Origin of the sequence: Vibrio sp. 99-8-1, from assembly GCF_013114595.1 — a bacterium.
Taxonomy (GTDB): Bacteria; Pseudomonadota; Gammaproteobacteria; order Enterobacterales; family Vibrionaceae; genus Vibrio.
Map to the genome: position 1 here is coordinate 1 of NZ_VTXE01000030.1, position 23,612 is coordinate 23,612.

The following is a 23,612-nucleotide window of genomic DNA, read 5'->3' on the forward strand; positions in this document are numbered from 1 at the left end:
CGAATCAAAGATACTGACTTTGCGAAAGAAACAACGTCTATGACTAAGTCACAAATTTTGCAACAAGCATCTACTTCTGTACTTGCTCAAGCAAAACAAGCACCCAATACAGCACTAAGCTTACTAGGCTAACTGAATTTGGTTATTCGCTAGATAGAGTCGCGAAGAGAATGATAAACCCTGACAGAGATGTTGGGGTTTTATTTTTTGTCTCGGTAATGTTGCTATAGCTATCGTATTCAGCCTGTGATTAAACATTGCAGCCATTATTACGAACTTGATAGGCAACGGACTGTGTAGATATGAAAAAGCCCGCTAAGTGTGCTCTTAGCGGGCTTTTATATAGCTTAAACTAATGTTATTTAGTTACGCGTAGTACCGGAGTTTCGCTAACGGTAACAGAACCAGCAAGCTTATTAAGCTCTTTGATTTCGTCCATATTAGAGATAACAACAGGAGTTAGCGTTGACTTTGCATTCTCTTGAAGGAAAGCAAGATCAAATTCAATAACAGTATCACCTACTTTTACTGCTTGACCTTCTTCAGCAATACGAGTGAAACCTTCACCTTTTAACTCAACAGTGTCGATACCAAAGTGAACGAACAACTCTACGCCATCTTCAGATTCGATAGAGAAAGCGTGGTTGGTTTCAAAGATTTTGCCGATAGTACCGTTAACTGGAGCGACCATTTTGTCACCAGAGGGTTTGATCGCAATGCCGTCACCAACGATTTTTTCTGCGAAGACAACATCTGGCACATCTTCAATGTTAACAATCTCACCGGAAAGTGGTGCGATAATTTCAATAGCCCCTGCGTCAGCGCCGTCGTCTGATACTAGTTTCTTAAGTTTGTCAAACAGACCCATGTCGTGCTCCTAAACATTTAATAATTCTGTTAATTATATTAGCAGTTTGATTTTTCTGCGATAAATTTTTCTACATGAGCTTCAATTTCTGCAGCCGTTGCCATTGCAAGGGCTTCATCCGCCATTACTTTGACTTCTGCGAAGTTAGCGTTCCTAATTACCTTTTTAATACTCGGTATAGAAATGCCACTCATACTAAACTCATCTAGGCCCATGCCTAGAAGAAGAAGTGTTGCACGTTCATCACCTGCTAACTCACCACACATTCCAGTCCATTTACCTTCTTTGTGAGAGGCATCTATCACTTGCTTGATCACGGTTAGTACCGCAGGTGATAACGGGTTGTACAGATGAGAAATCAGCTCATTTCCTCGGTCAACTGCTAGAGTATACTGGGTTAAATCGTTAGTACCAATACTAAAGAAGGAAACTTCTTTTGCTAGATGGTGTGCAATTGCCGCAGCTGCTGGTGTTTCTACCATTACACCAATCTCAATTTCCTCATCAAAATCAAGGTTTTCAGCACGTAACTCAGCTTTATACTCTTCAATTGCTCCTTTCAGTTCGCGAATCTCTTCGACTGAAATAATCATTGGGAACATAATGCGTAACTTACCATGGGCAGATGCACGTAAGATTCCACGAAGTTGGTCACGTAAAATTTCACGACGATCTAAGCTAATGCGAACCGCACGCCATCCTAGGAATGGGTTCATCTCTTTTGGTAAATCTAAGTAAGGTAAGTCTTTATCACCACCAATATCCATTGTTCGGATGATAACGGCTTCGCCACTCATTGCTTCCGCAACTTCTTTATAGGCTTGGTACTGTTCTTCTTCAGTTGGTAGTGACGTGCGGTCCATAAATAGGAACTCGGTACGATAAAGGCCAACGCCTTCTCCACCATTACGCAAGATTCCGTCACAATCTTTAACGGTACCAATATTGCCACACACTTCCACTCTATGTTCATCAAGAGTGATAGCCGGTAAATCTTTTAATTTGGCGAGCTCTAACTTATCTGCAATAAATTGATCGCGCACTTGCTGTGCTTCGGCCAATTGAGCATCTGTTGGTGACACAATGATTTTGTTGTTCATTGCGTCAAGAATAATGGTGTCACCGTTCTTAACTTGTTTAGTGATATCGTTTGTGCCAACGATTGCGGGAAGTTCCAAAGAACGAGCCATAATCGAGGTATGAGACGTACGTCCACCAATATCACATGCAAAGCCTAAAACGTAGTCTAGGTTGATTTGCGCTGTTTCTGATGGCGTTAAATCGTAAGCAACAAGTATCACTTCCTCGTCAATATCGCTTAAAGAGACAATGTTGATTCCTAGAGCATTCTTTACAAAACGAGTACCAATATCACGAATATCGGTAGCGCGTTCTTTTAAGTATTCATCATCCAATGATTCTAATGCGGTTGCTTGCTCTTCAATAACGGTATGAATTGCGTTATCGACATGCATTTTATCATTTTTGACTAGGGCTAAAATCTCTTCTTCTAGCTCTTCGTCTTCCAGCAACATTATATGCCCTTCGAAAATGGCTTCTTTTTCTTCGCCAAAGGTTTCAAGAGCTTTTTGTTTAATGACTTCCAGTTGACGAGCCGATTTATCACGAGCGTCGTAAAATCGCTGTACTTCTGTATCAATTTGGTCGTCTGAGATTGAATGTGTGTTGAGGACGATTTCATCTTCCTGAAGTAGTAGTGCCTTGCCGAATGCAATACCTGGAGATGCTAGAATGCCTGAAATCATAGCTTTACCTTAAATTGGTCAAGTGTTTCTGAGAAATAAAAGAGATGGTTGCTAACTAAGTATTAGCTGAGATGGTGCGAAATATCCAACATAGGCCATTTAATCAAGGAGAAAAATGGCCTATGTGAATTAATTTCTGATGACTTAGTCTAATGTGTCCATTAGAGCAACTAAGTGATCAACAGCTTTTTGAGCTTGAGCGCCTTCTGCTGAAATAGTAACAACTGTGCCTTTAACTAGGCCAAGCGTTTGCAATTTGAAAAGGCTTTTAGCGCTAGCGCTTTTGCCATTTGACGTTACAGTGATGTCTGCGTCGAATGACTTAGCTTCTTTAACAAACTGAGCTGCTGGACGAGTGTGAAGACCATTTTCTGCAGTGATTTCTACTTGCTTCTGATACATGTGATATACCCCAATTGATTTATATTTTGTATGTATTTTAGTCAGTATTGAATAACAACGGTTATTTGGTGGTGTTTCCCTACCGCTTTAACCAAGCAAACATGACTGATTTATTTTTAACCACTCGTCCCATGAATGAACAAATGGCAGAATTCTAAACTAGCTCATATGTTTTATTTTGATGCTAGAAATAAAACTAAGGTGATATTACCAAAGGCTGGGCAAGGATCAATAAAAAAAGCCCCTTAATGGGGCTTTTTTTGGTCAAATTTTGATTTGAACACATTAATGTTAAAGAATTATTGCTGATTCTCTTTTTCTGTAAATAAGCCGGAGAATAGTGCTGTACTTAGATATCGCTCACCTGAACTAGGTAAAATTGTAACAATTGTTTTACCTTTGAACTCGGGCAACTCAGCAATACGATTTGCCGCCACAACCGCTGCTCCAGAGGAAATTCCGGCTAAAATGCCTTCTTCTTCCATTAATCGACGCGCCATTTCGATGGCTTCATCTGAAGTAACAGACTCAACTCGGTCTAGTAATTCAAGATCAAGGTTCTCAGGAATGAAGCCAGCACCGATGCCTTGAATTTTGTGTGGAGCAGGTTGAATGTCATCACCAGCCAGTACTTGTGCAATAACCGGAGACTCAGCAGGTTCAACCGCTACAGAAGTAATGGCTTTGCCTTTTTCTCCTTTAATGAATCGGCTGGTCCCCGTGATTGTTCCGCCTGTACCGACGCCGGCAATAATGACATCGACTTCGCCATCGGTCGCATCCCAGATCTCAGGTCCCGTTGTCTGTTCGTGAACAGCAGGGTTAGCAGGGTTATTAAATTGCTGAAGTAATAGGTATTTTTCAGGATTGCTAGCAACAATTTCTTCTGCTTTTGCAATGGCTCCTTTCATGCCTTTTGCAGCTTCAGTTAGCTCTAGGTTTGCGCCAAGGGCTTTAAGTAACTTACGGCGCTCAAGGCTCATCGACTCAGGCATGGTTAGTGTTAGTTTGTAACCGCGAGCAGCAGCAACAAACGCGAGTGCAATACCAGTATTACCACTTGTTGGTTCAACTATTTCTACACCGGCTTTTAGTTTGCCTGATTTTTCCGCTTCCCAAACCATATTGGCACCGATACGGTCTTTTACACTAAAGCTCGGGTTACGAGACTCAATTTTGGCCAATACGTTGCCATTGCTAACGCGATTTAAACGAACGAGAGGAGTTTGACCAATCGTTAGGGTGTTATCTTCGAATATTTTACTCATGACTATGTTCCTTCATTCATTACACGGGATATGTTTAGAAGAATATGCTGCTTTGAAAAAATGAGAAAGATGAAAAAGTTATATGATATTAATTTGTATCACTAACAAGTGATTACAGGTCATTAAGATTGGGGTATCAAACGGACTGTTTTGATACCCCGACTTCTATTAATGTTTGTCTTTAAACTCGCCTACCCACATCGCGGTCGCGCCGCATACAGCGACCGGCATAATAAATAGATTTATAATCGGGATCGCGGTAAAGAAGGCAACCAACATACCAAACCCGTATGCTTTACTCTGATTTTGTTTTAAATCATTTCGCATGGATTGAAAGGGTACTTTATGATTATCAAAAGGATAGTCGCAGTACTGTATGGCTAATACCCATGCCGAAAAAATAAACCAAAGTATAGGCGCGACTGTTTGGCCTAATGCGGGAATGAGTAACAGCAGAAACAGGCCAATGGCCTTGGGAAGAAAATATTTAATTTTTTGTAATTCCCTTAGCAAAATTCTTGGTGTGTCTTTTAGTACGCTGAGGAGATTTTGGTTTGAGTCTGGTTTGCCACACAGTTTTTCTTCTACCTTTTCCGCTAGCAGGCCGTTAAACGGTGCAGCAATAAAGTTAGCAATGGTGCTAAAAAAGTAGGAAAAGGTGCCTAGTATGGTAATGGTTACAATTGGCCAAATGAGGTATGAGAGCCAATCTAACCAAGTTGGAACATAACTCATCCAGTTGGTAATCCACTCATTCATATTGGAGAAAAGATAAAACAGCGCGCTGCCTACCAGAACAATATTGGCTAATAGAGGAAAAAGAACAAATCGACGTATTCCAGGCGTCGTCGCTAATTTAAATCCTTGAAAGAAGTAGCCAAAGCCAGATTGCGTCATAGTAAACTCTCTTATGAAATTAATTTTTTCTATCTATATAGACAGCTATCGGTCACAAGAAGTGAGAATACTCAAGTGACTTTAAGGTGCATTTTGAGGTTACTTGAGTATAAATGCTTTGTAAATCCAAAGAAAAAGAGAAAAACCGTGGTAATTGTCACAAGCTAGTAGCAACATCTTTAATTAATTAGTTCAAAAACTTTGCTGACTTTTGGTAAAGTATCCACAATAACCCATTATTTATAAAACTGGTGTAGCAATATCACCATGTTAAGTCGAGAGTGAAGAATGCAGGAATTGCGATTAGTACTCATTGTTGTTGGGGCGTTAGCCATTGCGGCACTGTTATTTCATGGTTTATGGACCAGTAAGAAAGAGAAAAGCAGTAAGTTTTCAGCTGAGTCGCTTAAAGACGATGATATGACGGAAAATAGCTTAACAGCGAATGATGATTTTGTAGTGATTAAGAAAACCAGTAAAGATTCTGCGTTTGGTGTTGAAAGGTCATTTGAACATGACCCGCTTGATCCTTTGTCGGCCAGTATTGAATCAGATGTTATAGAGCCGCTTTCTACCAAGAAGACTCACTTTGAAGATGATGCTCCATTACCTTCGGTGACGCTTGGAGATGTTGATGACGCTATCAAGGAAGATGACATTATATTCTCGGATGGTGATGTAGAGTTTATTTCTAAACCTCGGAAGGTATCTTTGACTCCAACGCCAAAAGTGACATTAACCGCTGATAATGGTGAAGAAGAAGTCACGGGCTCTGAGAGTGATGTTCAAGTAGAAGATGAAGTAGAAGCAGAGCCAGAAATGCAAGTTATTGTATTGCATGTTCATTGTTCTGGAGAAGCGCCATTTGTCGGCAGTAAATTATTCGACAGCATGCAGCAAAATGGTTTGATTTATGGTGAGATGGATATATATCATCGCCATGCGGATTTGTCGGGTAATGGAAAAGTGCTGTTTAGCGTTGCAAATATGATGCAACCGGGTACGCTTCAGCACGACGATCCTGCCACCTTTACCACTAAAGGGATCTCATTCTTTATGACTTTGCCGTGCTTTGGTGAAGCGGATCAAAACTTCAAACTGATGCTAAAAACGGCTCAGCAAATTGCCGACGATCTCGGTGCTAATGTATTGGATGACCAACGAAATCTATTAACGCCTGATAGGCTCGCGACATATCGTAGCCAAGTTAGAGATTTTGATGCTAATAAAAATGCCCACAATAGTTAAATTCTAAAGGGTTCCCATCGGAGCCCTTTTTTAATGATTAGGAAGTAACAACCATTATGTCTCAGCCGATAGAAAAAAGACTCGAGCAACTTAAGCAAACTCTACATGAACATGGCGTTAAATATTACGTAGAAGATAATCCTACTATTCCGGATGCAGAATACGACCGATTGATGAAAGAGTTGTTGAGCATTGAAGCGCAACATCCGCAGCTCATCTCTGTTGATTCTCCAAGTCAACGAGTCGGTGGCGTTCCTCTTGATGGCTTTAGTCAGGTCACTCACGAACTGCCAATGCTCTCTCTTGATAACGCATTCAGTGATGATGATCTGGATTCGTTTGAGAAAAGAATTCACGACAGGCTGTTGGGACAAAAGGTCATGGCGTATTGCTGTGAGCCTAAATTAGATGGTTTAGCCGTAAGTTTACTTTATGTTGATGGAGTACTTGTTCAGGCTGCGACACGCGGCGATGGAACCACAGGTGAAAATATCACTGAAAATGTGAGAACCATAAAATCGATTCCACTAAAGCTGCAAGGTACTGGATGGCCGACGAGAATTGAAGTGCGTGGCGAAGTGTTTATGCCATCGGCAGGTTTCGACGCTCTCAATGAACAGGCATTAAAAAAGGGCGAGAAAGTATTTGTAAACCCTCGTAATGCCGCGGCAGGAAGTTTACGCCAATTAGATTCTAAAATTACCGCTAAGCGTCCTTTAGATTTTTATGCTTACAGTGTTGGCATTGTGCAGGGAGGAGAGTTAGATAGCAGCCATTATCAACGTTTTGTCCAGCTTAAAGGTTGGGGGCTTCCTATGTGTGGTGAAACGCGTCGCCTTGAGAGCCTTGAACAAGTGAAGGAGTACTATCAAGACATTATGCAGCGTAGAGAGCAGTTGCAGTACGAAATTGATGGTGTAGTGATAAAAGTGGATGATATCGCTCTTCAACAGCAGTTAGGTTTTGTTGCCAGAGCACCTCGTTGGGCTATTGCTTATAAATTTCCAGCTCAAGAAGAGCTAACCAAATTAAATGATGTTGAGTTCCAAGTTGGTCGTACCGGTGCGATCACTCCTGTCGCGAAGTTGGAACCGGTATTTGTTGGTGGGGTAACGGTAAGCAATGCAACCTTACATAACGCCGACGAGATAGCGCGATTGGGGGTAATGATTGGTGACACTGTGATTATTCGCCGTGCTGGTGACGTTATTCCTCAGATCGTCTCTGTTGTTAACGAGAGACGTCCTGAAGAGGCCGAAGAGATTGTTTTTCCTGAACAGTGCCCGGTATGTCAATCTAGTGTCGAACGAATTACCGGAGAGGCAGTGGCAAGGTGTACAGGAGGCTTGGTATGCCAAGCACAGCGTAAAGAGGCATTGAAGCACTTTGTCTCTAGAAAGGCACTGGATGTTGATGGGTTGGGTGACAAAGTAATAGAACAGCTTGTTGATCGTGAAATGGTAGAAACCCCGGCAGATCTGTTTTCATTATCCGCTGGAGTGTTAACAGTGCTGGAGAGAATGGGGCCTAAGTCGGCACAGAATGTGGTTGATGCGCTGGAGAAATCAAAGCAAACAACACTGGCCAAGTTTTTGTACTCCCTCGGTATTCGTGAGGTGGGTGAGGCGACTGCGCTTAACTTAGCCATGCATTTTAAATCGTTACCCGCGGTGCAGTCGGCATCTCATGACGCCTTGCTTAAGGTGAGTGATGTGGGAGAAATTGTGGCAAATCATATTGTTCACTTCTTTGAACAGTCGACTAATAGAACGGTTATTGAACAACTATTGGAAAAAGGGGTTCATTGGCCGGAAGTCGCGACGCTGGCAGAGGATGCACCGCAACCTTTAGCGGGTAAAGTGGTGGTATTAACGGGAAGCTTATCTCAGCTAAACCGTAATGATGCTAAAGCAGCGTTACAAGCATTGGGTGCTAAAGTAACGGGCAGTGTTTCTAAAAAAACAGACATTCTTTTTGCCGGAGAAGCAGCAGGGTCAAAGCTGGCGAAGGCGCAGGAATTAGGCATAGAGATTAGAAATGAGCAGGATCTGGTGGACTTAATTAATTAGCAAAAAGAGAGCAGTTTTTAGTATATTGAGTAAAGCACCTGACTAGGTGCTTTATTTTTATTCGGTTGGAGGTAAATACGACTATGAATATAAGCCAAGTCTCCGCTTTGACTCAACTGTCAGCGAAATCTATTCGTCTTTATGAAGATAAGGGGCTTATTTCTTCTCCGTTAAGGTCAAGCAATGGTTATCGTACTTATACTGAGAAGCATATTGAGGAACTGCTTATTATCGCAAGAGCAAAACGCGTTGGTTTTACTTTGGATGAGTGCAAAGCTCTGGTTGGCTTAGCCAACAACCCAATGAGAACCAGTGCCGAGGTGAAGCGAAAGGCGCAGCAAAAGCTAGTCGAAGTGAATAAAAAACTGGCTGAATTAACAGAGATTAAGCAGCAGTTGGAGCAATGGGTTGATACCTGTCCTGGCAATGATAATGCCGATTGTCCAATCATTGATGCTCTTGTCTCTGAACAGAAATAAAAGAGGCACAAATAACGACTTTGTGCCTCTCTCATTAAAGAGTTTTTGTAGAACGGTGGTTAATTTGTGCTTTCTGGCTCAATCGTAACAATAATGCCATCAACAGCAGTGATGACCACCATTGTACCCGCGGGAATATCTTGGTGGCATCTGGCTGACCATGTTGTATCACCTAACCGAATGCGGCAGTTTCCCCGCAATACGGCTTCATCTAAACGAGTAGTTTGACCAATGAGTTGATGCTGTTTCTGGTTTAGCGTTCGCTGATTATCTGAACTCTTGTCCTTGCTAAATTGATAGCGCCACCAACCCCAGGTAGAAACAAGAGAAAAGGAGGCAAATGATACCCATTGCATCTGCCAGCTTAAAGGTAACGCCATCACCAATAGACCAACCAGTATGGCTGAGATACCTAGCCATAAGAAATAACCTGCGGTACCAAGCAGTTCACCAAGCAGTAGAATTAGACCAAAGGCTATCCAGTGCCAATGATTTACTTGTTCTAATAATTCAATCAAGAGTTATCCTTTTTATCTGAGCTTTGCTTAAACATTTCGGCAATTCCAGCGACTGATCCCATCAGTCCGGTGGCTTCTAGTGGCAGCATAATAATTTTACCATTTTCAGCCTGACCAATAGACTTAATTGCGTCGGTATAGCCTTGGGCGATAAAGTAGTTTACCGCTTGCATATCACCTTGAGCAATGGCATTAGACACCATTTCTGTCGCTTTTGCTTCGGCTTCTGCTGCACGTTCACGCGCTTCTGCTTGTAATATTGCCGCTTGCTTTTCACCTTCGGCTCTAAGGATTTCAGACTGCTTATGTCCTTCTGCCTTGAGGATTTCTGCTTGTCTAACCCCTTCAGCTTCAAGAACATCTGCACGTTTATTACGCTCTGCTTTCATTTGAGCGTTCATTGCTGCGGTTAAATCTGCGGGTGGTTGTACATCTTTAATTTCGATACGGGTGACCTTAACTCCCCAAGGATTAGTCGCTTCGTCCACAATAGATAGGAGCTTTATATTTATCATGTCACGTTGACTGAGCATCTCATCTAGCTCCATAGAGCCTAATACAGTACGAATGTTGGTTAAGGTTAGGTTGCGAATAGCGTGTTCAAGATCATTCACTTCATAGGCGGCTTTCGCGGCATCAACAACCTGCACAAAACAGACCGCATCAATGGTGACGTTAGCATTATCTTTAGAAATCACTTCTTGTGCCGGAATATCTAACACTCGCTCCATCATACTGATCTTGGAGCCGACTCTATCAATAAAAGGAATAATTAGATTTAAACCTGGCTTTAATGTGTGGGTGTATCGACCGAAGCGTTCGATTGTCCAGTTGTTACCTTGCGGAACTGTTTTTACACCAGCGGCAATAAATGCCACCACAACAAATATTAAAATACCAATAGTAATTAGAATGTCGATAGCCATACTGTGTCCTTGTAATAATCGTTAAAAATACGCGAATAGGTAGTTCTATAGAGAGTGACAGCTTTTGAGTCTGAAGTTAAGTAGGATATGTTATTGGCTATTATAGGCAGAGAATTAGTGAGCAGATAGCCGCCCACTATAAAATTTTCGATCGGTACTACAGTTTTGCTTAGTAGAGAAGGGAGTACAGTTGTCGACGAAATTTAGATGCGACCGGGTTACCTTGGCCCAAAGCAGAAAGAATATCCATAAAGGACTTTTTGACTTCACCATCTAAGGCATTTAGATCTTTGCTTAAGTAAGCCCATATCAAGCGAAGTGCTTCTTCGCTACGATTCACTTGATGGTATTGAAGCGCTAGTTCCAATGCGGTAGCAACGTCGTGTACATTTTTTTGTAATCGTGCCTCTAGTGCCTGAATTTCCGGGCTATCAGCTGCTTGTTCATGAAGGTCCAGTTTAGCGATAAGACTTTTGTAATAGTTGTCTTGATACTCTAACGGTATATGTTGCAGTATCTCTTTCGCTTGTTCGAATTGTTGCGTCGCTAATAAACAGTCACTCATGAACAGTTTGATGTCGCCTTTACCTTTTAGCTCGTCAGGCAATGCCGCCAATATATCGAGTGCTTCTTTATGTTGACCTGCTTGAATCAGCTCTTGTGCTTCTTGTACGGCTAACTCATCTTGACTTGGCAAGTGTTTTGACAACATTGCAGTGATTGCTTCAATAGATTGAGGTCCACCAAGGCCATCAACGGGTTGACCATTAACAAATAGAGCGATGGTAGGCAGAGCTTGAACACCAAATTGCCCAGCAATGGCTTGTTGCTGTTCACAGTTTAGAAGCGCTAGGGTAAAAGCACCTTTGTATTGCTGGGTTAGGTTTTGTAGCTGAGGAATAATCTCTGCACTTTCTGGACTCATAGGTGCCCAAAAATGAATTAATACTGGTTTCTGGACGGACTGCTCTAACGTTTGACGGAAGTTTTGTTCATTTAGCTCCACAATAAGCTCAGACTGCATTGTTTAATCCTTAACTAAATTGGTTTTTTATTATACTCAAGTGACCTTCAAATCAGTGTCTTGATCAGAAGCCAATAAATTCTCGTTGAACAAGCTTCTTGAGATTACGTAAGTATAGATATGGGTGAATAGGCCAAGAATCAAGGTTTGACACAATAACAGCGTTATGAGGTGTGATTTATTAGAGGTAAGTCGTGGAGGTTGAGGGGCTTTGGCTTGCAACTATGATTATAGAGATAAGATAAATAATAGCGCTAAGCCTACGCCAATCCAGTTAAGTTGATTTAATGTCATGTGATCTTCCGCTCGCCAAAAATACTAAAAAACACTACGCTAATGATAGTTTTGTAATTGTATATACAATGTATGACGATTTTATGACAATGTGTAATAAACCTCAGCCCGGAAGAATAAGCGAGTTTAGAGTTATTCATATTGAGCTGAAGCTTATAAACAGAGCTGCCTCAAATAGGATGAACGATAAATAATCTTTACCGTGCTAATTCATGGCATAAAGTTTTACGCAGCTTTGCGTAAAATTGCATCGAGCCAACGTGTTGGCAGTATACGGCGTAAAATGGCAAAAAGTTTGGTTGGGGTGGTCACTGGGTAGCGTATTTTGGGATTTTTTGACTCTAAAGCATCGAGCAGTGGTGCAACAATGGCGTCAGCTGGCAGCACAAATTGGTTGTTAGAACTCTCTTTTGCTAAGCGAGTAATTTGCTGCTGATACTGATTTTGATGAGGGCTTCCTTCGATGGTGATCCATTGATTAAATTTTTTCAGGGCATTGGCGCGGAATTGGGTTTCTATCGGCCCCGGCTGGATAAGGGAAATTTTGATATTAGTATCATGAAGCTCTAATCGAAGAGTATCCGTCCAGCCTTCAAGTGCAAATTTAGACGCGTTGTATGCACCTCTGTATTTCATTGCCGCGAATCCCAGTACAGAACTGTTTTGGATGATTCGCCCCTCTTTTTGTATCCGCATGTAAGGTAATATTTCACACACCAACTGATGCCAGCCAAAGAAGTTGCTTTCGAACTGTTCTCTTAAAGCTTTAGTCGGGAGATCTTCTAAGGCGCCAGCTTGACCATAGGCACCATTGTTAAATAGTGCGTATAGCTTTCCATCACATAGAGTCATCGTTTTATCGACAGCGTCAGAGATACTTCTACTGCAGGCTAAATCGAGCTGAATACAGGTTAACCCTTCATTTTGTAATCGCTTCACATCTTTGAGAGTGCGGCATGATGCAATGACATTGTAGCCTTTGCTCTGCAGAGCATGAGCACAGGTATAACCGATGCCAGTGGAACAACCAGTAATAAGTATCGTTTTAGACGTCATAATCTGTTTACCTAAATAACCTCAAGATGCCTGTATTGCATGAGTGTAATGGTTCATAACCAAGGCTTTGAAAGCAGCATCATTTGATTTCGCTCTGCTTTTCCCTTAACTGGCCATAATAAGCAATATATACCTTACCAATTGAAAATAAAGGTTTTTCTTACCTATTCTGACTTGAGGTTAAATATATTTCCCAGAGCAGGTTCAATACGTGAGTAGTTGAATCTAAATCCCAGCTCGGTTAACCGTTTTGGTTTGGAGCGTATGCTGTCAAATAGCAAGCAACTGGACTCGCCCATAATGGCATTCAATAGCCATTTAGGTGTCGATAAAAAGAGTGGACGGTGAAGGGAATTGGCCAATGTTTTACTAAAGTGTTTGTTGGTCACTGGGTGAGGGGCATTAAAATTGAAACAGCCTTTTGCATGTTTTGTCTCTAGTAAATAGACGATAGCTCTAACCATATCTTGTATGTGAATCCATGGCATATATTGTTGGCCGTTTCCTAGGGTAGAGCCAAAGCCTAATTTAAATGAAGGCGCCATCATTTTAAGTGCTCCTCCTTGCTGACCAAGTACTAGACCTGTTCTCAATATGCATACGCGGGTCTGTTCAGACTCCGCTTTGTTGGCAATTGCTTCCCATGATGAGCAGACATGATGGGTAAAACCTTCATGGTAAACATGTAATGATTCATCAAAAGGGTGTTGTTGTTGATCACCGTAATAACCGACGGCTGAGCCGCTAATAAATACTTCTGGAGGTTCAGTACTGGCATGGACCAACTCCACTAATTTCTCGGTAACTTGCCAGCGGCTTTGACAGATGATTTTTTTTTGCTTTTTTCCCCAGCGTTTGCCTGCAATTGGTTCACCAGCTAAGTTAATAATGGCGTCAAACTGGTTAAAGTCTTGATAGTTATCGAGAGAGTCTATGTAGGTAATGTTTCTTAAATCAGCGTGATACAGTTTTGTTTTAGCGTGTTCTATATTTCTAGTGAGCAGAACTATCTGATGGGTGGCTAAATATTTTACTAGCTCACTGCCAATAAAACCGGTTCCTCCGGTTAGCAGAATTTGCATACAACCTCCTGTCGTTGACTCTATTGATAAACTTTGCAAGGTAGTGAGTAGTTTGAGTAACTATTGGGATAATGTCAAAACTCGATAATGGTGGATGATCATTTTGTTTGATAGGTTTTTCTTCTGCCAAAGAGCGATCTCTAACCATTAGCCTTGATATGTTAAGAAAAAACGGTAAATCTCTCATTTTTGTAAAAAAGCCATGTCTTTAAAGAAGGTATTTCATATAGTTATAGAAGAAAGGGATTTTAGTTAAGGGAGATATATATGAAAGCGGTGGTTGCGTTGTTCAAGGCCATGCTAGGAAGTTTGCGTGATCTGCTGCCTATCGTTTTTGTTATCGGTTTTTTTCAATTAGTGGTACTTCAAGAGCCACTTCCAAACATCCTTCCTATTTTATTTGGCCTACTGTTGGTGGTGCTAGGGCTGACTTTTTTTATCTTTGGTTTAGAGATGGGGTTATTTCCTATCGGTGAATCTATGGCCAGAGCGTTTGCCCATAAAGGCAGTGTCTTTTGGCTAGTAATATTTGCATTTTGTTTAGGGTTTGGCACTACCATTGCGGAACCTGCGCTCACCGCAGTTGCTGCGGAGGCAGCCGAAGTCGCAGCGGAAGGAGGAATGATACCTGCAACGGAAGCGGAAATGGATGACTACGCGAATGGCCTGCGACTAACGGTGGCCTTGTCTGTGGGTATTGCTATTGTTCTTGGGGTGGTACGTATTATAAAAGGCTGGCCTATTCATATCATGATCATCTCTGGTTATATTGGTGTCGTGGTATTAACCGGCTTTGCGCCAGAAAACATTATTGGCATTGCTTATGACTCCGGCGGGGTGACCACTTCCACTATCACCGTGCCCTTAGTTACCGCCCTCGGGGTTGGCTTAGCGTCGGTCATAAAAGGCCGAAATCCTATGTTGGATGGCTTTGGTTTGATAGCGTTTGCTTCTTTGCTACCTATGATGTTTGTGATGATTTATGGGATGGTATTGGCATGATTAGTATTGAGCATTTTGTTGATACCTTCTTATCTACAGTAACCGATGTGGTACCCATTGCGACGATTATTTTTGGCTTTCAAATTGCTATATTGAGAAAACCTGTCGCTAATTTAGGTAAGGTTCTACTTGGTTTTTTCTATGTCATTCTAGGCTTGTCGCTCTTTTTACTTGGTTTAGATCTCGCGCTTTTCCCATTAGGGGAAACCATGGCTGAACAGTTAACTGCACCTGAATTTCTCTACTCTTTTAAAGATAGCCTCACAGAATCTCTCACTTGGATTGATTATTATTGGGTTTATATTTTTGCCTTCACGATTGGGTTTAGCACCACCATTGCTGAACCTTCCCTTATTGCGGTGGCAATAAAAGCTAATCAGGTATCGGGTGGGGCAATCAGTGTTAATGGCTTGAGAATTGCGGTTGCGCTTGGTGTCGCGGTTGGGATTTCATTAGGTAGTTACCGAATTGTGGTGGGAGATCCGATACACTATTACATTATTTTTGGGTACATTGTGGTGGTTATACAGACCTATTTTGCACCTAAAATGATCATTCCACTGGCGTATGACTCTGGTGGGGTAACCACGTCAACGGTGACAGTGCCACTGGTAACGGCACTGGGTTTAGGACTCGCGTCTACGGTTCCGGGGCGGAATCCAATGATAGATGGCTTTGGTTTAATTGCATTTGCTAGTCTGTTTCCCATTATTTCAGTGATGGCTTATGCCCAGATAACTCAATGGATAAATTCAAAATCAAACTCGAAGGAGAGTGAGGATGCGCTTTAAATTAATCATAGCCTTTGTAGAAGACACAAAGACAGATGCTGTATTAAATGCCGCACGCTCTGCCGGCGCTACTGGTGCTACAGTCATCAATAATGCCAGAGGTGAAGGGCTAAACCAGAAAACAACGTTCTTCGGGTTAACTCTAGAAGTTCAGCGGGACGTATTATTGTTTGTGGTGGAAGAGCATTTAACCCGACAAATTTTAGAAAAAATTAATGATGTAGGTGAATTTGAAGATCAGCCTGGACAAGGTATTGCGATTCAAATTGATATTGAAGATGCTGTTGGTGTTGCGCATCAAGTAGAAACATTGACCAAAGTGGTAGAGGAAGAACTATGAACCAGCATAAATTAATTAGAGTTCGTGATGTTATGGCTAACTCTTATGTGATGGTGGATGGGTTAACAACGGTACGTGAAGGCATTAAGCTAGCCAAAGAGCATGTGGTAAAAGCTTTAGTGGTTAATAAGCGTAATGACGATGATGAGTATGGCATTGTTTTAATGAACGATATTGCCAAAAAAGTGCTTGCTCAAAACCGTTCTAGTGATCGAACAAATATCTACGAGATTATGACGAAACCCGCTCTGTCTGTTAGCCCTGATATGAATGTTAAGTACTGTGCTAGGTTATTTGAGCGCTTTGGTGTCAGCCGAGCCCCGGTTGTTGAAAATGGAAAAATAATTGGCATGGTGAGTTATAACAATATCGTGGTTAACGGTATGGCGTTAGAGCAAGATATGTAGCCTCTATTTGCGGTTTTCTTTATTGTCGTAGCTGTGCTGAGCTGGTGCTTACACAGAGGTTAGGTATACAATTCGGAAAAGCGAAAAAAGAGAGATAGTATGAAACTGTTTTTTGCGTCCGATTTGCACGGAAGCTTACCTGCTACAGAAAAGACCATAGAGAAGTTTGTAAAGAGTGATGCCGACCAGCTGTTGCTGCTAGGAGACATTTTAAATCACGGCCCTAGAAACCCTATTCCAGAAGGTTATCAGCCAGCAAAAGTTGCGGAATTACTGAATCAATATAGCAACAAGATAATGGCTGTACGCGGTAACTGTGACAGTGAAGTGGATCAAATGCTGTTGGCTTTCCCTATGATGGAAAGTAATGCTTGGGTATTGGTAGAAAATGGTCGCCGAATCTTTTTAACTCATGGGCATAAGTACAATAAAGATAATGTTCCACCATTAGCGAATGGGGATATTATTGCTCACGGTCATAGCCACTTGCCTTGCGCCGAGCGCATCAACGACTTTATATTCTTCAATCCAGGCTCTGTCACCTTTCCAAAAGGTGGTTTTGTGCCAAGCTATGGCTTATATAGCAAGGGTAAATTTGAGGTTTTAAGCTTTGAAGGTGAGATACTTTCAGCGCTGACTTTATAAAATTATGGGCACTAGCTGAAACAAGCGGATTAAAGGTGAGAATATGGCTAATTCTCACCTTGTTTTATTGATTTCTAGTTTGACCATAAAATCCGTGAGCCATGATTTAGGCTGGTTAACAAAATGGCCTTATTATTTATAATATCGATACGACGGCTCTGTTGAGCATCCATTATAAAGAGCTGTTTAATTAGGTCCACTTCTGCACCAATACTTTTGTTGGTTGCCATATCTTTAAATTCAGTTGGACTAATTAACAGATAGTCAGCACTTATCTCCCATTGCCCCATTTCTGACACACTCAGTTCAGAGCTGATGTCGTTGTCATCGCCAAATATTTCAATGATAGATTCTCTTAAGTAAGTACCATTAGGCAAATATTTCACGCTACTTTTAGCGCTTATTTTTCGCAGTAGACGACGGTCGTTGACGACAGTTTGACTGGATTTAGGTGATAAGTAAGCGCTGGTACTGGATTGCCACTCTTTGGAAACCAGCACTTGCTCAATTTTTACGTCGGACTTCCAGTAAATCCAGCTAGATACAGCAACAGAAATAGCCAGAATAAATAGCGCTACTTTTTGACTTATCACGGCGGTTCCTTTTATTGGCATAATTTAGCAATCTCTTTTTGGTTAGCAACGAGCTGAATAGTTTCATTTTCAATTGAATGTTCTTCACTATATACATAATTGAGAATGAAGTTACTTCTTGGGCCAGTTGTGGCAATAACTTCGACCGGCTTTGCTTTATTACTGCTAATGTAAGCTTGAACGCAGTCATGAATTAGAGGTTGCCAATCATCAAGAGGAGGGTGATTCTCAGTTGTCTTCACTGGAATCCCTTTTACTGTTTCAACGAGCCTGAAGCTGGACGGACTAGGATCAAGCGCCAATAGCATCGTTATTGGTAGCATCAAGGCAACAAGTAGGATCATTATGGGCATCTTACTTTTCGGGTTCTTTGCCACATTGACAGGCGGTCTTTTATCTTCAATTTGTGCCGTAGGATGGCTTTCAACTTGCGAACTCGGTTTTTCCAGCAGAGAACTGTCTTGGGTTGTGTCGTTTTTATGGTCGCCTACATGAGGCTTTTCTGTCTGACTGTTATCTGACGTCTCGGTGTCATTAACATTCTCCTCTCCAGAAGAGAGAGGGACACTTCGTTCTACACTGGCAATAAATTGATACCCGCGCTTGGGAACCGTTTTTACGTACTGAGGAGCTTTAGTGGAGTCATTTAGAAGTTTACGCAAGGTAGAAATTGCTTGTGTTAAGCTGGAATCATCCACTTGAAAGCCTTGATCTCGCCATACAAACTCATGAAGTTCATCTCGAGAAATAACCTGATTAGGACGTTCTGACAACATAAGCAGTATACGGCTTTCATTACTGCCTAGCCGAGTCACGTTATTATTTTCCTTCTGATCAACCAGTGAGTTGTTATTAGGGTTAAATATATAACGTTGTGCGATTACAAACTTAGTACCTATGCTACTCATTTGATTTTAGCTGCCTTTTTTGTATTAGTCGTAACTGAAAACGAGATTAAATGAAACTAGTTACCTAGATAATAGTTTATGTGTTTTTATATTGTTTGAGAGAATATAACGCAGGATAATCAAAAAAAAGCTAAAAAAACACTGTTTTTATAAATCTTGACCTTGAATTTACATTCGCAACCCCGATGTATAGCCACATAGAGAGAGGTTATTTATCTCACCCAAAACAGTAGCAGAGAAACCCTGCTTAGAACGACATTCTCATGGAGTTAAAATGAGCGAGACAGCAACACCTAATAAAGAAACTCGTGGTTTTCAATCTGAAGTTAAACAACTGCTTCATTTGATGATCCACTCACTTTACTCAAACAAAGAAATCTTCCTTCGTGAACTTATCTCAAACGCATCTGACGCGTCTGATAAGTTACGTTTTCAAGCATTATCAAATGCAGAACTATACCAAGGCGACGCTGATTTAGGCGTTAAGCTGACCTTTGATGCAGACGCGAAGACATTGACAGTCTCTGACAATGGTATTGGCATGAGCCGAGAAGATGTTATCGAGCATCTTGGCACGATTGCCAAGTCGGGTACTGCGGAGTTTTTCTCTAAACTCTCTGATGATCAAAGCAAAGACTCTCAGTTAATTGGTCAATTTGGTGTTGGATTCTATTCGGCGTTTATTGTTGCCGATGCAGTAACTGTTCGTACTCGTGCAGCAGGAACAAGCGCTGAAGAGGCGGTACAGTGGCACTCATCTGGTGAAGGTGAGTACACCATTGAATCCATCAGCAAAGAGTCTCGTGGTACAGATATCATTCTTCATATGCGTGATGAAGGGGAAGAGTTCCTTTCTGAGTGGCGTTTGCGTGATGTAATTAGTAAGTACTCTGATCATATTGGTATTCCGGTCTCTATCTGGACAAAAGAGAAAGATGAAGAAGGAAACGAGAAAGAAGAAGGCAAGTGGGAGCAGATCAACAAAGCTCAAGCGCTTTGGACTCGTAATAAATCAGATATCTCTACAGAGGAATATCACGAGTTTTACAAACACGTATCTCATGATTTTGCTGATCCACTATTGTGGAGTCATAACCGCGTAGAAGGTAAAAACGACTACACAAGTTTGCTGTATATCCCAGCTAAAGCACCATGGGATATGATGAATCGTGACCATAAAAGCGGCTTGAAACTGTATGTTCAACGTGTATTTATTATGGATGACGCTGAGCAGTTCATGCCGACCTATCTACGATTTGTACGCGGATTAATTGATTCAAATGACCTGCCATTGAACGTTTCTCGTGAAATTCTTCAAGATAATAAAGTAACACAGTCATTACGTAATGCTTGTAGTAAGCGTGTACTTACTATGCTTGAAAAACTCGCTAAAAATGATGATGAAAAATACCTGTCATTCTGGAAAGAGTTCGGTCAGGTATTAAAAGAAGGTCCTGCTGAAGATTTTGCTAACAAAGAAAAGATTGCTGGTTTGATGCGCTTTGCTTCAACAGAAGTGGATAGCTCTGAGCAGACAACATCTTTAGCGTCATACGTTGAGCGTATGAAGGAAGAGCAAGATAAAATCTTCTATTTGACCGCAGACAGTTATGCCGCTGCAAAAAATAGCCCTCACTTAGAGCAATTTAAAGCCAAAGGTATCGAGGTCATTCTGATGTACGATCGTATGGATGAGTGGCTAATGAACTACCTGACAGAATTTGATGGTAAGCAGTTCCAGTCTATAACTAAAGCTGGTCTGGATCTTAGCAAGTTTGAAGATGAGTCAGATAAAGAGAAACAGAAAGAGACGGAAGAAGAGTTTAAGTCTGTTGTTGAGCGAACTAAAACCTACCTAGGTGAACGAGTAAAAGAAGTTCGTACTACCTTTAAACTAGCCAATACTCCTGCTGTTGTGGTTACTGACGATTTCGAAATGGGTACGCAAATGGCGAAGCTGTTAGAAGCGGCTGGCCAAGATGTTCCTGAAGTGAAGTACATCTTTGAAATCAACCCAGAGCACGAGTTAGTTAAGCGTATGGCAGATGAAGCTGATGAAGAAGCGTTTGGCCGTTGGGTTGAGCTGTTACTTGGTCAAGCGATGCTTGCTGAGCGTGGAGCAATGGAAGATCCTAGTCAGTTCCTTGGCGCAATCAACTCTCTTTTGACTAAGGTTTAATAGAGAAAAGTCACGAAAAAGCACCATATTGTCGATAAAATGCAATAAATTTAGGTAAATTTAAGTTTATTGGTTTTAGCTTGATGATTGGTGCTTCTTTAGTCTTAATCTACACATAAAGCCAAAAAAATATGATAAACTCGCAACCCGAAGTGTGAGTATAAAATTTATTTAAATAATTAAACTAATCTTATACCTAAACTTACCGTATTCAGTCAGAAGTCCGACTATTCAGTGAGCTTTGGTATAAACAAATAATTAAGAGGACATATCATGCGCATCATTCTTCTGGGTGCTCCAGGTGCAGGTAAAGGAACGCAAGCTCAATTTATCATGGAAAAATACGGTATTCCGCAAATTTCTACTGGTGACATGCTTCGCGCTGCTATCAAAGCCGGAACTGAGTTAGGTAAAAAAGCTAAGTCAGTAATCGACGCTGGGCAACTTGTCTCTGATGACATTATCCTAGGCTTGATCAAAGAGCGAATTGCTGAAGATGATTGTGAGAAAGGCTTCTTATTAGATGGTTTCCCTCGCACTATTCCACAAGCTGATGGTCTTAAAGAGATGGGTGTTGCGGTAGATTACGTTATTGAAATTGACGTCGCTGATAGCGTTATTGTAGAACGTATGGCTGGCCGTCGTGCACACCTTCCTTCTGGTCGTACTTACCACGTTACTTTCAATCCGCCGAAAGAAGAAGGTAAAGATGACATCACTGGTGAAGCACTTGTTGTTCGCGATGATGACAAAGAAGAGACCGTACGTGCGCGTTTAGGTGTGTACCATGATCAAACTGCACCACTTATCTCATACTATGGTAAGGAAGCAGAGCAAGGTAACGGTAAGTACCTTAAGTTTGATGGAACAAAGAAAGTTGCTGAAGTTAGCGCTGAGTTAGAAAAAGCGTTGTCTTAATCTTACTTGCTTCAGTGATTGAATGAGCGGTATCGTTTATTTAAATTTCTGAACACTTGTTGGTTATTTAAAAATCTGTTTCAGATGACTTCTGAGGCAGATTTTTTGTTTAATTGGCCATAGAACGTCAGGTAACAGCAGACTCTAGGCTCTTTGAAGGATTTATTCGCCTTAGATTAGCAAGTATGAGAAATAACGACTAACATTGAGGATAAGTCACTATTAGCGAGCGAGTATTGCAAACTTCTCTTCGTATTTTCAAAGAATACACACTAGAGTAACCCATTAACTATGTTCAATTTTTTGTCTATCAAGAATCTATTCGCTACTCTTCTCGTTGCCGCTCTAACAGGTTGTGTCTCATCGAATATTGATCCTGCACGTTATGAAAAATCGCCATCGTTCACTATCACCAATGCTCAGCCTACTCGTTTAGAACATTACTTTTCTCAAGAGATTGCCACTCATTCATCAGCAGCAGAAACGGGTTTTTATCCATTAGAAAAGGGGCATGATGCTTTACTTGCCCGACTCGCTATTATTGGCAGTGCTCAGTACAGTATTGATGCGCAATACTATATTTTTCGCGATGATGATGCGGGCAACTTGATTGGCTGGCGATTGTTTGAAGCCGCCGAGAGAGGTGTCAGAGTCAGACTGCTTTTGGATGATATGCAGAAGTATGATGACAGTGCTCTCGTACGTTATAGTAGCCATCCAAATATTGAAGTGCGACTGTTTAATCCTCACCATTTAAGATCGGCCCGAGGGGTTGCTATGATGAGTGATTTCGACCGACTAAATCATCGAATGCACAATAAATCATTGAGTGTCGATGGCGTAGTGACCATTATTGGTGGGCGAAATGTCGGCAATGAATATTATTCTATCAATTCTGATGTTGAGTTTGCTGATCTTGATTTACTCATGGTGGGTAAATCTGTACCGGAAGTTAATCGCCAGTTTGACCTATATTGGAACAGTGACTACAGCATTCCTGTTGAATGGGTTTCTGATAATCAACAACATTACACCAGTGTTGACGTTGACACTTGGATCGAGCAACAAGGGCTAGAATCTACCTTCTCTGAAGATATTTACGATTTTACAAAGCTGCCATTTTACACCGATCTGGTTAGTGGAACGTTGCCACTCTATTGGGGAGAGAGTGAGCTTTTATATGACCTTCCCAATAAACCTGAAAGTAAACAGAGTACATTAATCGATAGCTTAGGCTCAGTGTTAGAACAGGTTGAGACCTCTCTAGTGTTCATCTCTCCTTACTTCGTACCAACGGAGCGAGGTACTCAAGAACTGGTTGATGCGGTAAAACAGGGGTTCGAGGTGACCGTTATTACCAATTCGTTAGCGTCTAATGATGTTTTTGCTGTTCATGGCTGGTACGCAAAGTACCGCAAAGATCTGGTGGAAGGTGGCGTGCAACTTTGGGAAATGAAACCAAATGCTGAGTTGAAAAAAAATTGGAGTTTGACAGGAAGTCGTCGCTCAAGCCTACATACCAAAGCCATCATTATAGATAAAAAGAAGATTTTTGTTGGCTCTATGAACTTAGATCCTCGTTCTGTTCATTTGAATACTGAGATGGGTATCATCATTGAGCAACCTGAATATGCGCAGCAAGTTTATCGCGAACTGATGCATGAGATAACGACAATGGCTTACAAAGTCGCCGTTAAAGATGGTGATATTGTTTGGATTGATAATGCCGCCGATGAAATACTCTCTAGTGAGCCGGATGCGAGTCTATGGCGAAGGTTTGGGGCATGGTTTAGCGGAATACTTCCTATAGAAGAACAGCTATAAATTTAACCAAGTAACTTCAATATTTGTAACTGTAATAACAGTAACTAAACAATTATTTTGTCAGCGGTTTTTAGAAAGATTAAGCTAAGCAGTCTCAGTAGAGGTTAA

24 protein-coding genes are annotated in these 23,612 nt (G+C 41.4%); 12 read left to right on the forward strand and 12 right to left on the reverse strand.

Translation table 11 applies throughout. The annotated features are described in order from the left end of the window. On the forward strand, window positions 1-132 hold a 132-nt coding region (locus F0227_RS15950; protein ID WP_253822041.1), incomplete at its 5' end, for a flagellin. Between the two features lie 226 nt (window positions 133-358). Here F0227_RS15950 and crr read toward each other — a convergent pair. The 5 genes from crr to cysZ form a co-directional block, all read right to left on the reverse strand. Beyond that, window positions 359-868 (reverse strand): PTS glucose transporter subunit IIA, encoded by a 510-nt coding sequence (gene crr / locus F0227_RS15955; protein WP_171754237.1) that lies wholly within the window; start codon window positions 866-868, stop codon window positions 359-361. 38 nt (window positions 869-906) lie between these two features. Next, the gene (ptsI, locus tag F0227_RS15960) at window positions 907-2,634 is read right to left on the reverse strand and encodes a phosphoenolpyruvate-protein phosphotransferase PtsI (protein ID WP_171754238.1); all 1,728 of its coding nucleotides are present in this window, start codon (window positions 2,632-2,634) and stop codon (window positions 907-909) included. Between the two features lie 144 nt (window positions 2,635-2,778). Beyond that, window positions 2,779-3,036, reverse strand: coding sequence for an HPr family phosphocarrier protein (locus F0227_RS15965; RefSeq protein ID WP_171754239.1), 258 nt, complete (start codon window positions 3,034-3,036; stop codon window positions 2,779-2,781). Between the two features lie 299 nt (window positions 3,037-3,335). Beyond that, window positions 3,336-4,304: a cysteine synthase A gene (cysK, locus tag F0227_RS15970; RefSeq protein ID WP_171754240.1), complete on the reverse strand. Its 969-nt coding sequence runs from the start codon at window positions 4,302-4,304 to the stop codon at window positions 3,336-3,338. A gap of 168 nt (window positions 4,305-4,472) precedes the next feature. Next, window positions 4,473-5,201 (reverse strand): sulfate transporter CysZ, encoded by a 729-nt coding sequence (gene cysZ / locus F0227_RS15975; protein ID WP_171754241.1) that lies wholly within the window; start codon window positions 5,199-5,201, stop codon window positions 4,473-4,475. A 288-nt stretch (window positions 5,202-5,489) separates the two neighbouring features. Between cysZ and zipA the strand changes: the two genes are divergently transcribed. The 3 genes from zipA to cueR all read left to right on the forward strand — a co-directional run bounded on the left by zipA (window position 5,490) and on the right by cueR (window position 8,997). Further along, complete coding sequence (gene zipA, locus F0227_RS15980) at window positions 5,490-6,449, forward strand: cell division protein ZipA (protein WP_171754242.1); 960 nt, start codon at window positions 5,490-5,492, stop codon at window positions 6,447-6,449. 56 nt (window positions 6,450-6,505) lie between these two features. Then, a complete protein-coding gene (ligA, locus tag F0227_RS15985) occupies window positions 6,506-8,518 on the forward strand; it encodes an NAD-dependent DNA ligase LigA (protein WP_171754243.1) in 2,013 nt (670 codons plus the stop codon). Between the two features lie 83 nt (window positions 8,519-8,601). After that, window positions 8,602-8,997 carry a Cu(I)-responsive transcriptional regulator gene (gene cueR / locus F0227_RS15990; RefSeq protein WP_171754244.1) on the forward strand — a complete coding sequence of 132 codons (396 nt, stop codon included), beginning with the start codon at window positions 8,602-8,604 and terminating at the stop codon, window positions 8,995-8,997. 59 nt (window positions 8,998-9,056) lie between these two features. Here cueR and F0227_RS15995 read toward each other — a convergent pair whose 3' ends face one another. From F0227_RS15995 to F0227_RS16015, 5 genes are all read right to left on the reverse strand, one after another. Beyond that, window positions 9,057-9,515, reverse strand: coding sequence for an NfeD family protein (locus F0227_RS15995; RefSeq protein ID WP_171754245.1), 459 nt, complete (start codon window positions 9,513-9,515; stop codon window positions 9,057-9,059). After that, the gene (locus F0227_RS16000; protein ID WP_171754246.1) at window positions 9,512-10,441 is read right to left on the reverse strand and encodes an SPFH domain-containing protein; all 930 of its coding nucleotides are present in this window, start codon (window positions 10,439-10,441) and stop codon (window positions 9,512-9,514) included. The genes F0227_RS15995 and F0227_RS16000 overlap by 4 nt, the downstream gene beginning before the upstream one ends. A gap of 169 nt (window positions 10,442-10,610) precedes the next feature. Continuing rightward, window positions 10,611-11,465, reverse strand: coding sequence for a co-chaperone YbbN (locus F0227_RS16005; protein WP_171754247.1), 855 nt, complete (start codon window positions 11,463-11,465; stop codon window positions 10,611-10,613). Between the two features lie 519 nt (window positions 11,466-11,984). Continuing rightward, window positions 11,985-12,815, reverse strand: a complete 831-nt coding sequence (locus tag F0227_RS16010; RefSeq protein WP_171754248.1) for an SDR family oxidoreductase — start codon at window positions 12,813-12,815, stop codon at window positions 11,985-11,987. Window positions 12,816-12,979: 164 nt separating this feature from the next. Next, the gene (locus F0227_RS16015; protein WP_171754249.1) at window positions 12,980-13,897 is read right to left on the reverse strand and encodes a TIGR01777 family oxidoreductase; all 918 of its coding nucleotides are present in this window, start codon (window positions 13,895-13,897) and stop codon (window positions 12,980-12,982) included. 267 nt (window positions 13,898-14,164) lie between these two features. On the opposite strand from F0227_RS16015, the gene F0227_RS16020 reads away from it, so the two are divergent. The 5 genes from F0227_RS16020 (at window position 14,165) to yfcE (ending at window position 17,082) form a co-directional block, all read left to right on the forward strand. Further along, window positions 14,165-14,899, forward strand: coding sequence for a DUF1538 domain-containing protein (locus F0227_RS16020; RefSeq protein WP_171754250.1), 735 nt, complete (start codon window positions 14,165-14,167; stop codon window positions 14,897-14,899). Then, complete coding sequence (locus tag F0227_RS16025; RefSeq protein ID WP_171754251.1) at window positions 14,896-15,690, forward strand: DUF1538 domain-containing protein; 795 nt, start codon at window positions 14,896-14,898, stop codon at window positions 15,688-15,690. Before F0227_RS16020 ends, F0227_RS16025 begins: the two co-directional genes overlap by 4 nt. Beyond that, a complete protein-coding gene (locus F0227_RS16030; protein WP_171754252.1) occupies window positions 15,680-16,030 on the forward strand; it encodes a P-II family nitrogen regulator in 351 nt (116 codons plus the stop codon). Before F0227_RS16025 ends, F0227_RS16030 begins: the two co-directional genes overlap by 11 nt. Further along, window positions 16,027-16,437, forward strand: coding sequence for a CBS domain-containing protein (locus F0227_RS16035; RefSeq protein WP_171754253.1), 411 nt, complete (start codon window positions 16,027-16,029; stop codon window positions 16,435-16,437). Before F0227_RS16030 ends, F0227_RS16035 begins: the two co-directional genes overlap by 4 nt. A gap of 99 nt (window positions 16,438-16,536) precedes the next feature. Further along, window positions 16,537-17,082, forward strand: a complete 546-nt coding sequence (yfcE, locus tag F0227_RS16040) for a phosphodiesterase (RefSeq protein ID WP_171754254.1) — start codon at window positions 16,537-16,539, stop codon at window positions 17,080-17,082. A 74-nt stretch (window positions 17,083-17,156) separates the two neighbouring features. Here the strand turns inward: yfcE and F0227_RS16045 are convergent, their stop codons facing one another. Together F0227_RS16045 and F0227_RS16050 are read right to left on the reverse strand one after the other, a co-directional pair. After that, window positions 17,157-17,675 carry a regulatory protein ToxS gene (locus F0227_RS16045; RefSeq protein ID WP_171754255.1) on the reverse strand — a complete coding sequence of 173 codons (519 nt, stop codon included), beginning with the start codon at window positions 17,673-17,675 and terminating at the stop codon, window positions 17,157-17,159. Window positions 17,676-17,686: 11 nt separating this feature from the next. After that, a complete protein-coding gene (locus tag F0227_RS16050; RefSeq protein WP_171754256.1) occupies window positions 17,687-18,583 on the reverse strand; it encodes a transcriptional regulator in 897 nt (298 codons plus the stop codon). 274 nt (window positions 18,584-18,857) lie between these two features. On the opposite strand from F0227_RS16050, the gene htpG reads away from it, so the two are divergent. From htpG to F0227_RS16065, 3 genes are all read left to right on the forward strand, one after another. Next, the gene (htpG, locus tag F0227_RS16055) at window positions 18,858-20,762 is read left to right on the forward strand and encodes a molecular chaperone HtpG (RefSeq protein WP_171754257.1); all 1,905 of its coding nucleotides are present in this window, start codon (window positions 18,858-18,860) and stop codon (window positions 20,760-20,762) included. 273 nt (window positions 20,763-21,035) lie between these two features. After that, entirely contained in the window at window positions 21,036-21,680 is a 645-nt protein-coding gene (gene adk / locus F0227_RS16060; protein WP_171754258.1) for an adenylate kinase, read from the forward strand. 303 nt (window positions 21,681-21,983) lie between these two features. Then, complete coding sequence (locus tag F0227_RS16065; protein ID WP_253822121.1) at window positions 21,984-23,504, forward strand: phospholipase D family protein; 1,521 nt, start codon at window positions 21,984-21,986, stop codon at window positions 23,502-23,504. Window positions 23,505-23,612: the final 108 nt, after the last annotated feature.

Bases quoted from the DNA above. Each gene is read 5' to 3' on its own strand.
- F0227_RS16000 (WP_171754246.1), bottom strand. From the start codon at position 10,441: ATGGCTATCGACATTCTAATTACTATTGGTATTTTAATATTTGTTGTG.
- ptsI (WP_171754238.1), bottom strand. From the start codon at position 2,634: ATGATTTCAGGCATTCTAGCATCTCCAGGTATTGCATTCGGCAAGGCA.
- F0227_RS16020 (WP_171754250.1), top strand. From the start codon at position 14,165: ATGAAAGCGGTGGTTGCGTTGTTCAAGGCCATGCTAGGAAGTTTGCGT.
- F0227_RS16050 (WP_171754256.1), bottom strand. From the start codon at position 18,583: ATGAGTAGCATAGGTACTAAGTTTGTAATCGCACAACGTTATATATTT.
- F0227_RS16015 (WP_171754249.1), bottom strand. From the start codon at position 13,897: ATGCAAATTCTGCTAACCGGAGGAACCGGTTTTATTGGCAGTGAGCTA.
- cysK (WP_171754240.1), bottom strand. From the start codon at position 4,304: ATGAGTAAAATATTCGAAGATAACACCCTAACGATTGGTCAAACTCCT.
- yfcE (WP_171754254.1), top strand. From the start codon at position 16,537: ATGAAACTGTTTTTTGCGTCCGATTTGCACGGAAGCTTACCTGCTACA.
- F0227_RS16005 (WP_171754247.1), bottom strand. From the start codon at position 11,465: ATGCAGTCTGAGCTTATTGTGGAGCTAAATGAACAAAACTTCCGTCAA.
- adk (WP_171754258.1), top strand. From the start codon at position 21,036: ATGCGCATCATTCTTCTGGGTGCTCCAGGTGCAGGTAAAGGAACGCAA.
- F0227_RS16025 (WP_171754251.1), top strand. From the start codon at position 14,896: ATGATTAGTATTGAGCATTTTGTTGATACCTTCTTATCTACAGTAACC.
- cysZ (WP_171754241.1), bottom strand. From the start codon at position 5,201: ATGACGCAATCTGGCTTTGGCTACTTCTTTCAAGGATTTAAATTAGCG.
- F0227_RS16010 (WP_171754248.1), bottom strand. From the start codon at position 12,815: ATGACGTCTAAAACGATACTTATTACTGGTTGTTCCACTGGCATCGGT.
- htpG (WP_171754257.1), top strand. From the start codon at position 18,858: ATGAGCGAGACAGCAACACCTAATAAAGAAACTCGTGGTTTTCAATCT.
- F0227_RS16030 (WP_171754252.1), top strand. From the start codon at position 15,680: ATGCGCTTTAAATTAATCATAGCCTTTGTAGAAGACACAAAGACAGAT.
- ligA (WP_171754243.1), top strand. From the start codon at position 6,506: ATGTCTCAGCCGATAGAAAAAAGACTCGAGCAACTTAAGCAAACTCTA.
- crr (WP_171754237.1), bottom strand. From the start codon at position 868: ATGGGTCTGTTTGACAAACTTAAGAAACTAGTATCAGACGACGGCGCT.
- zipA (WP_171754242.1), top strand. From the start codon at position 5,490: ATGCAGGAATTGCGATTAGTACTCATTGTTGTTGGGGCGTTAGCCATT.
- F0227_RS15965 (WP_171754239.1), bottom strand. From the start codon at position 3,036: ATGTATCAGAAGCAAGTAGAAATCACTGCAGAAAATGGTCTTCACACT.
- cueR (WP_171754244.1), top strand. From the start codon at position 8,602: ATGAATATAAGCCAAGTCTCCGCTTTGACTCAACTGTCAGCGAAATCT.
- F0227_RS16035 (WP_171754253.1), top strand. From the start codon at position 16,027: ATGAACCAGCATAAATTAATTAGAGTTCGTGATGTTATGGCTAACTCT.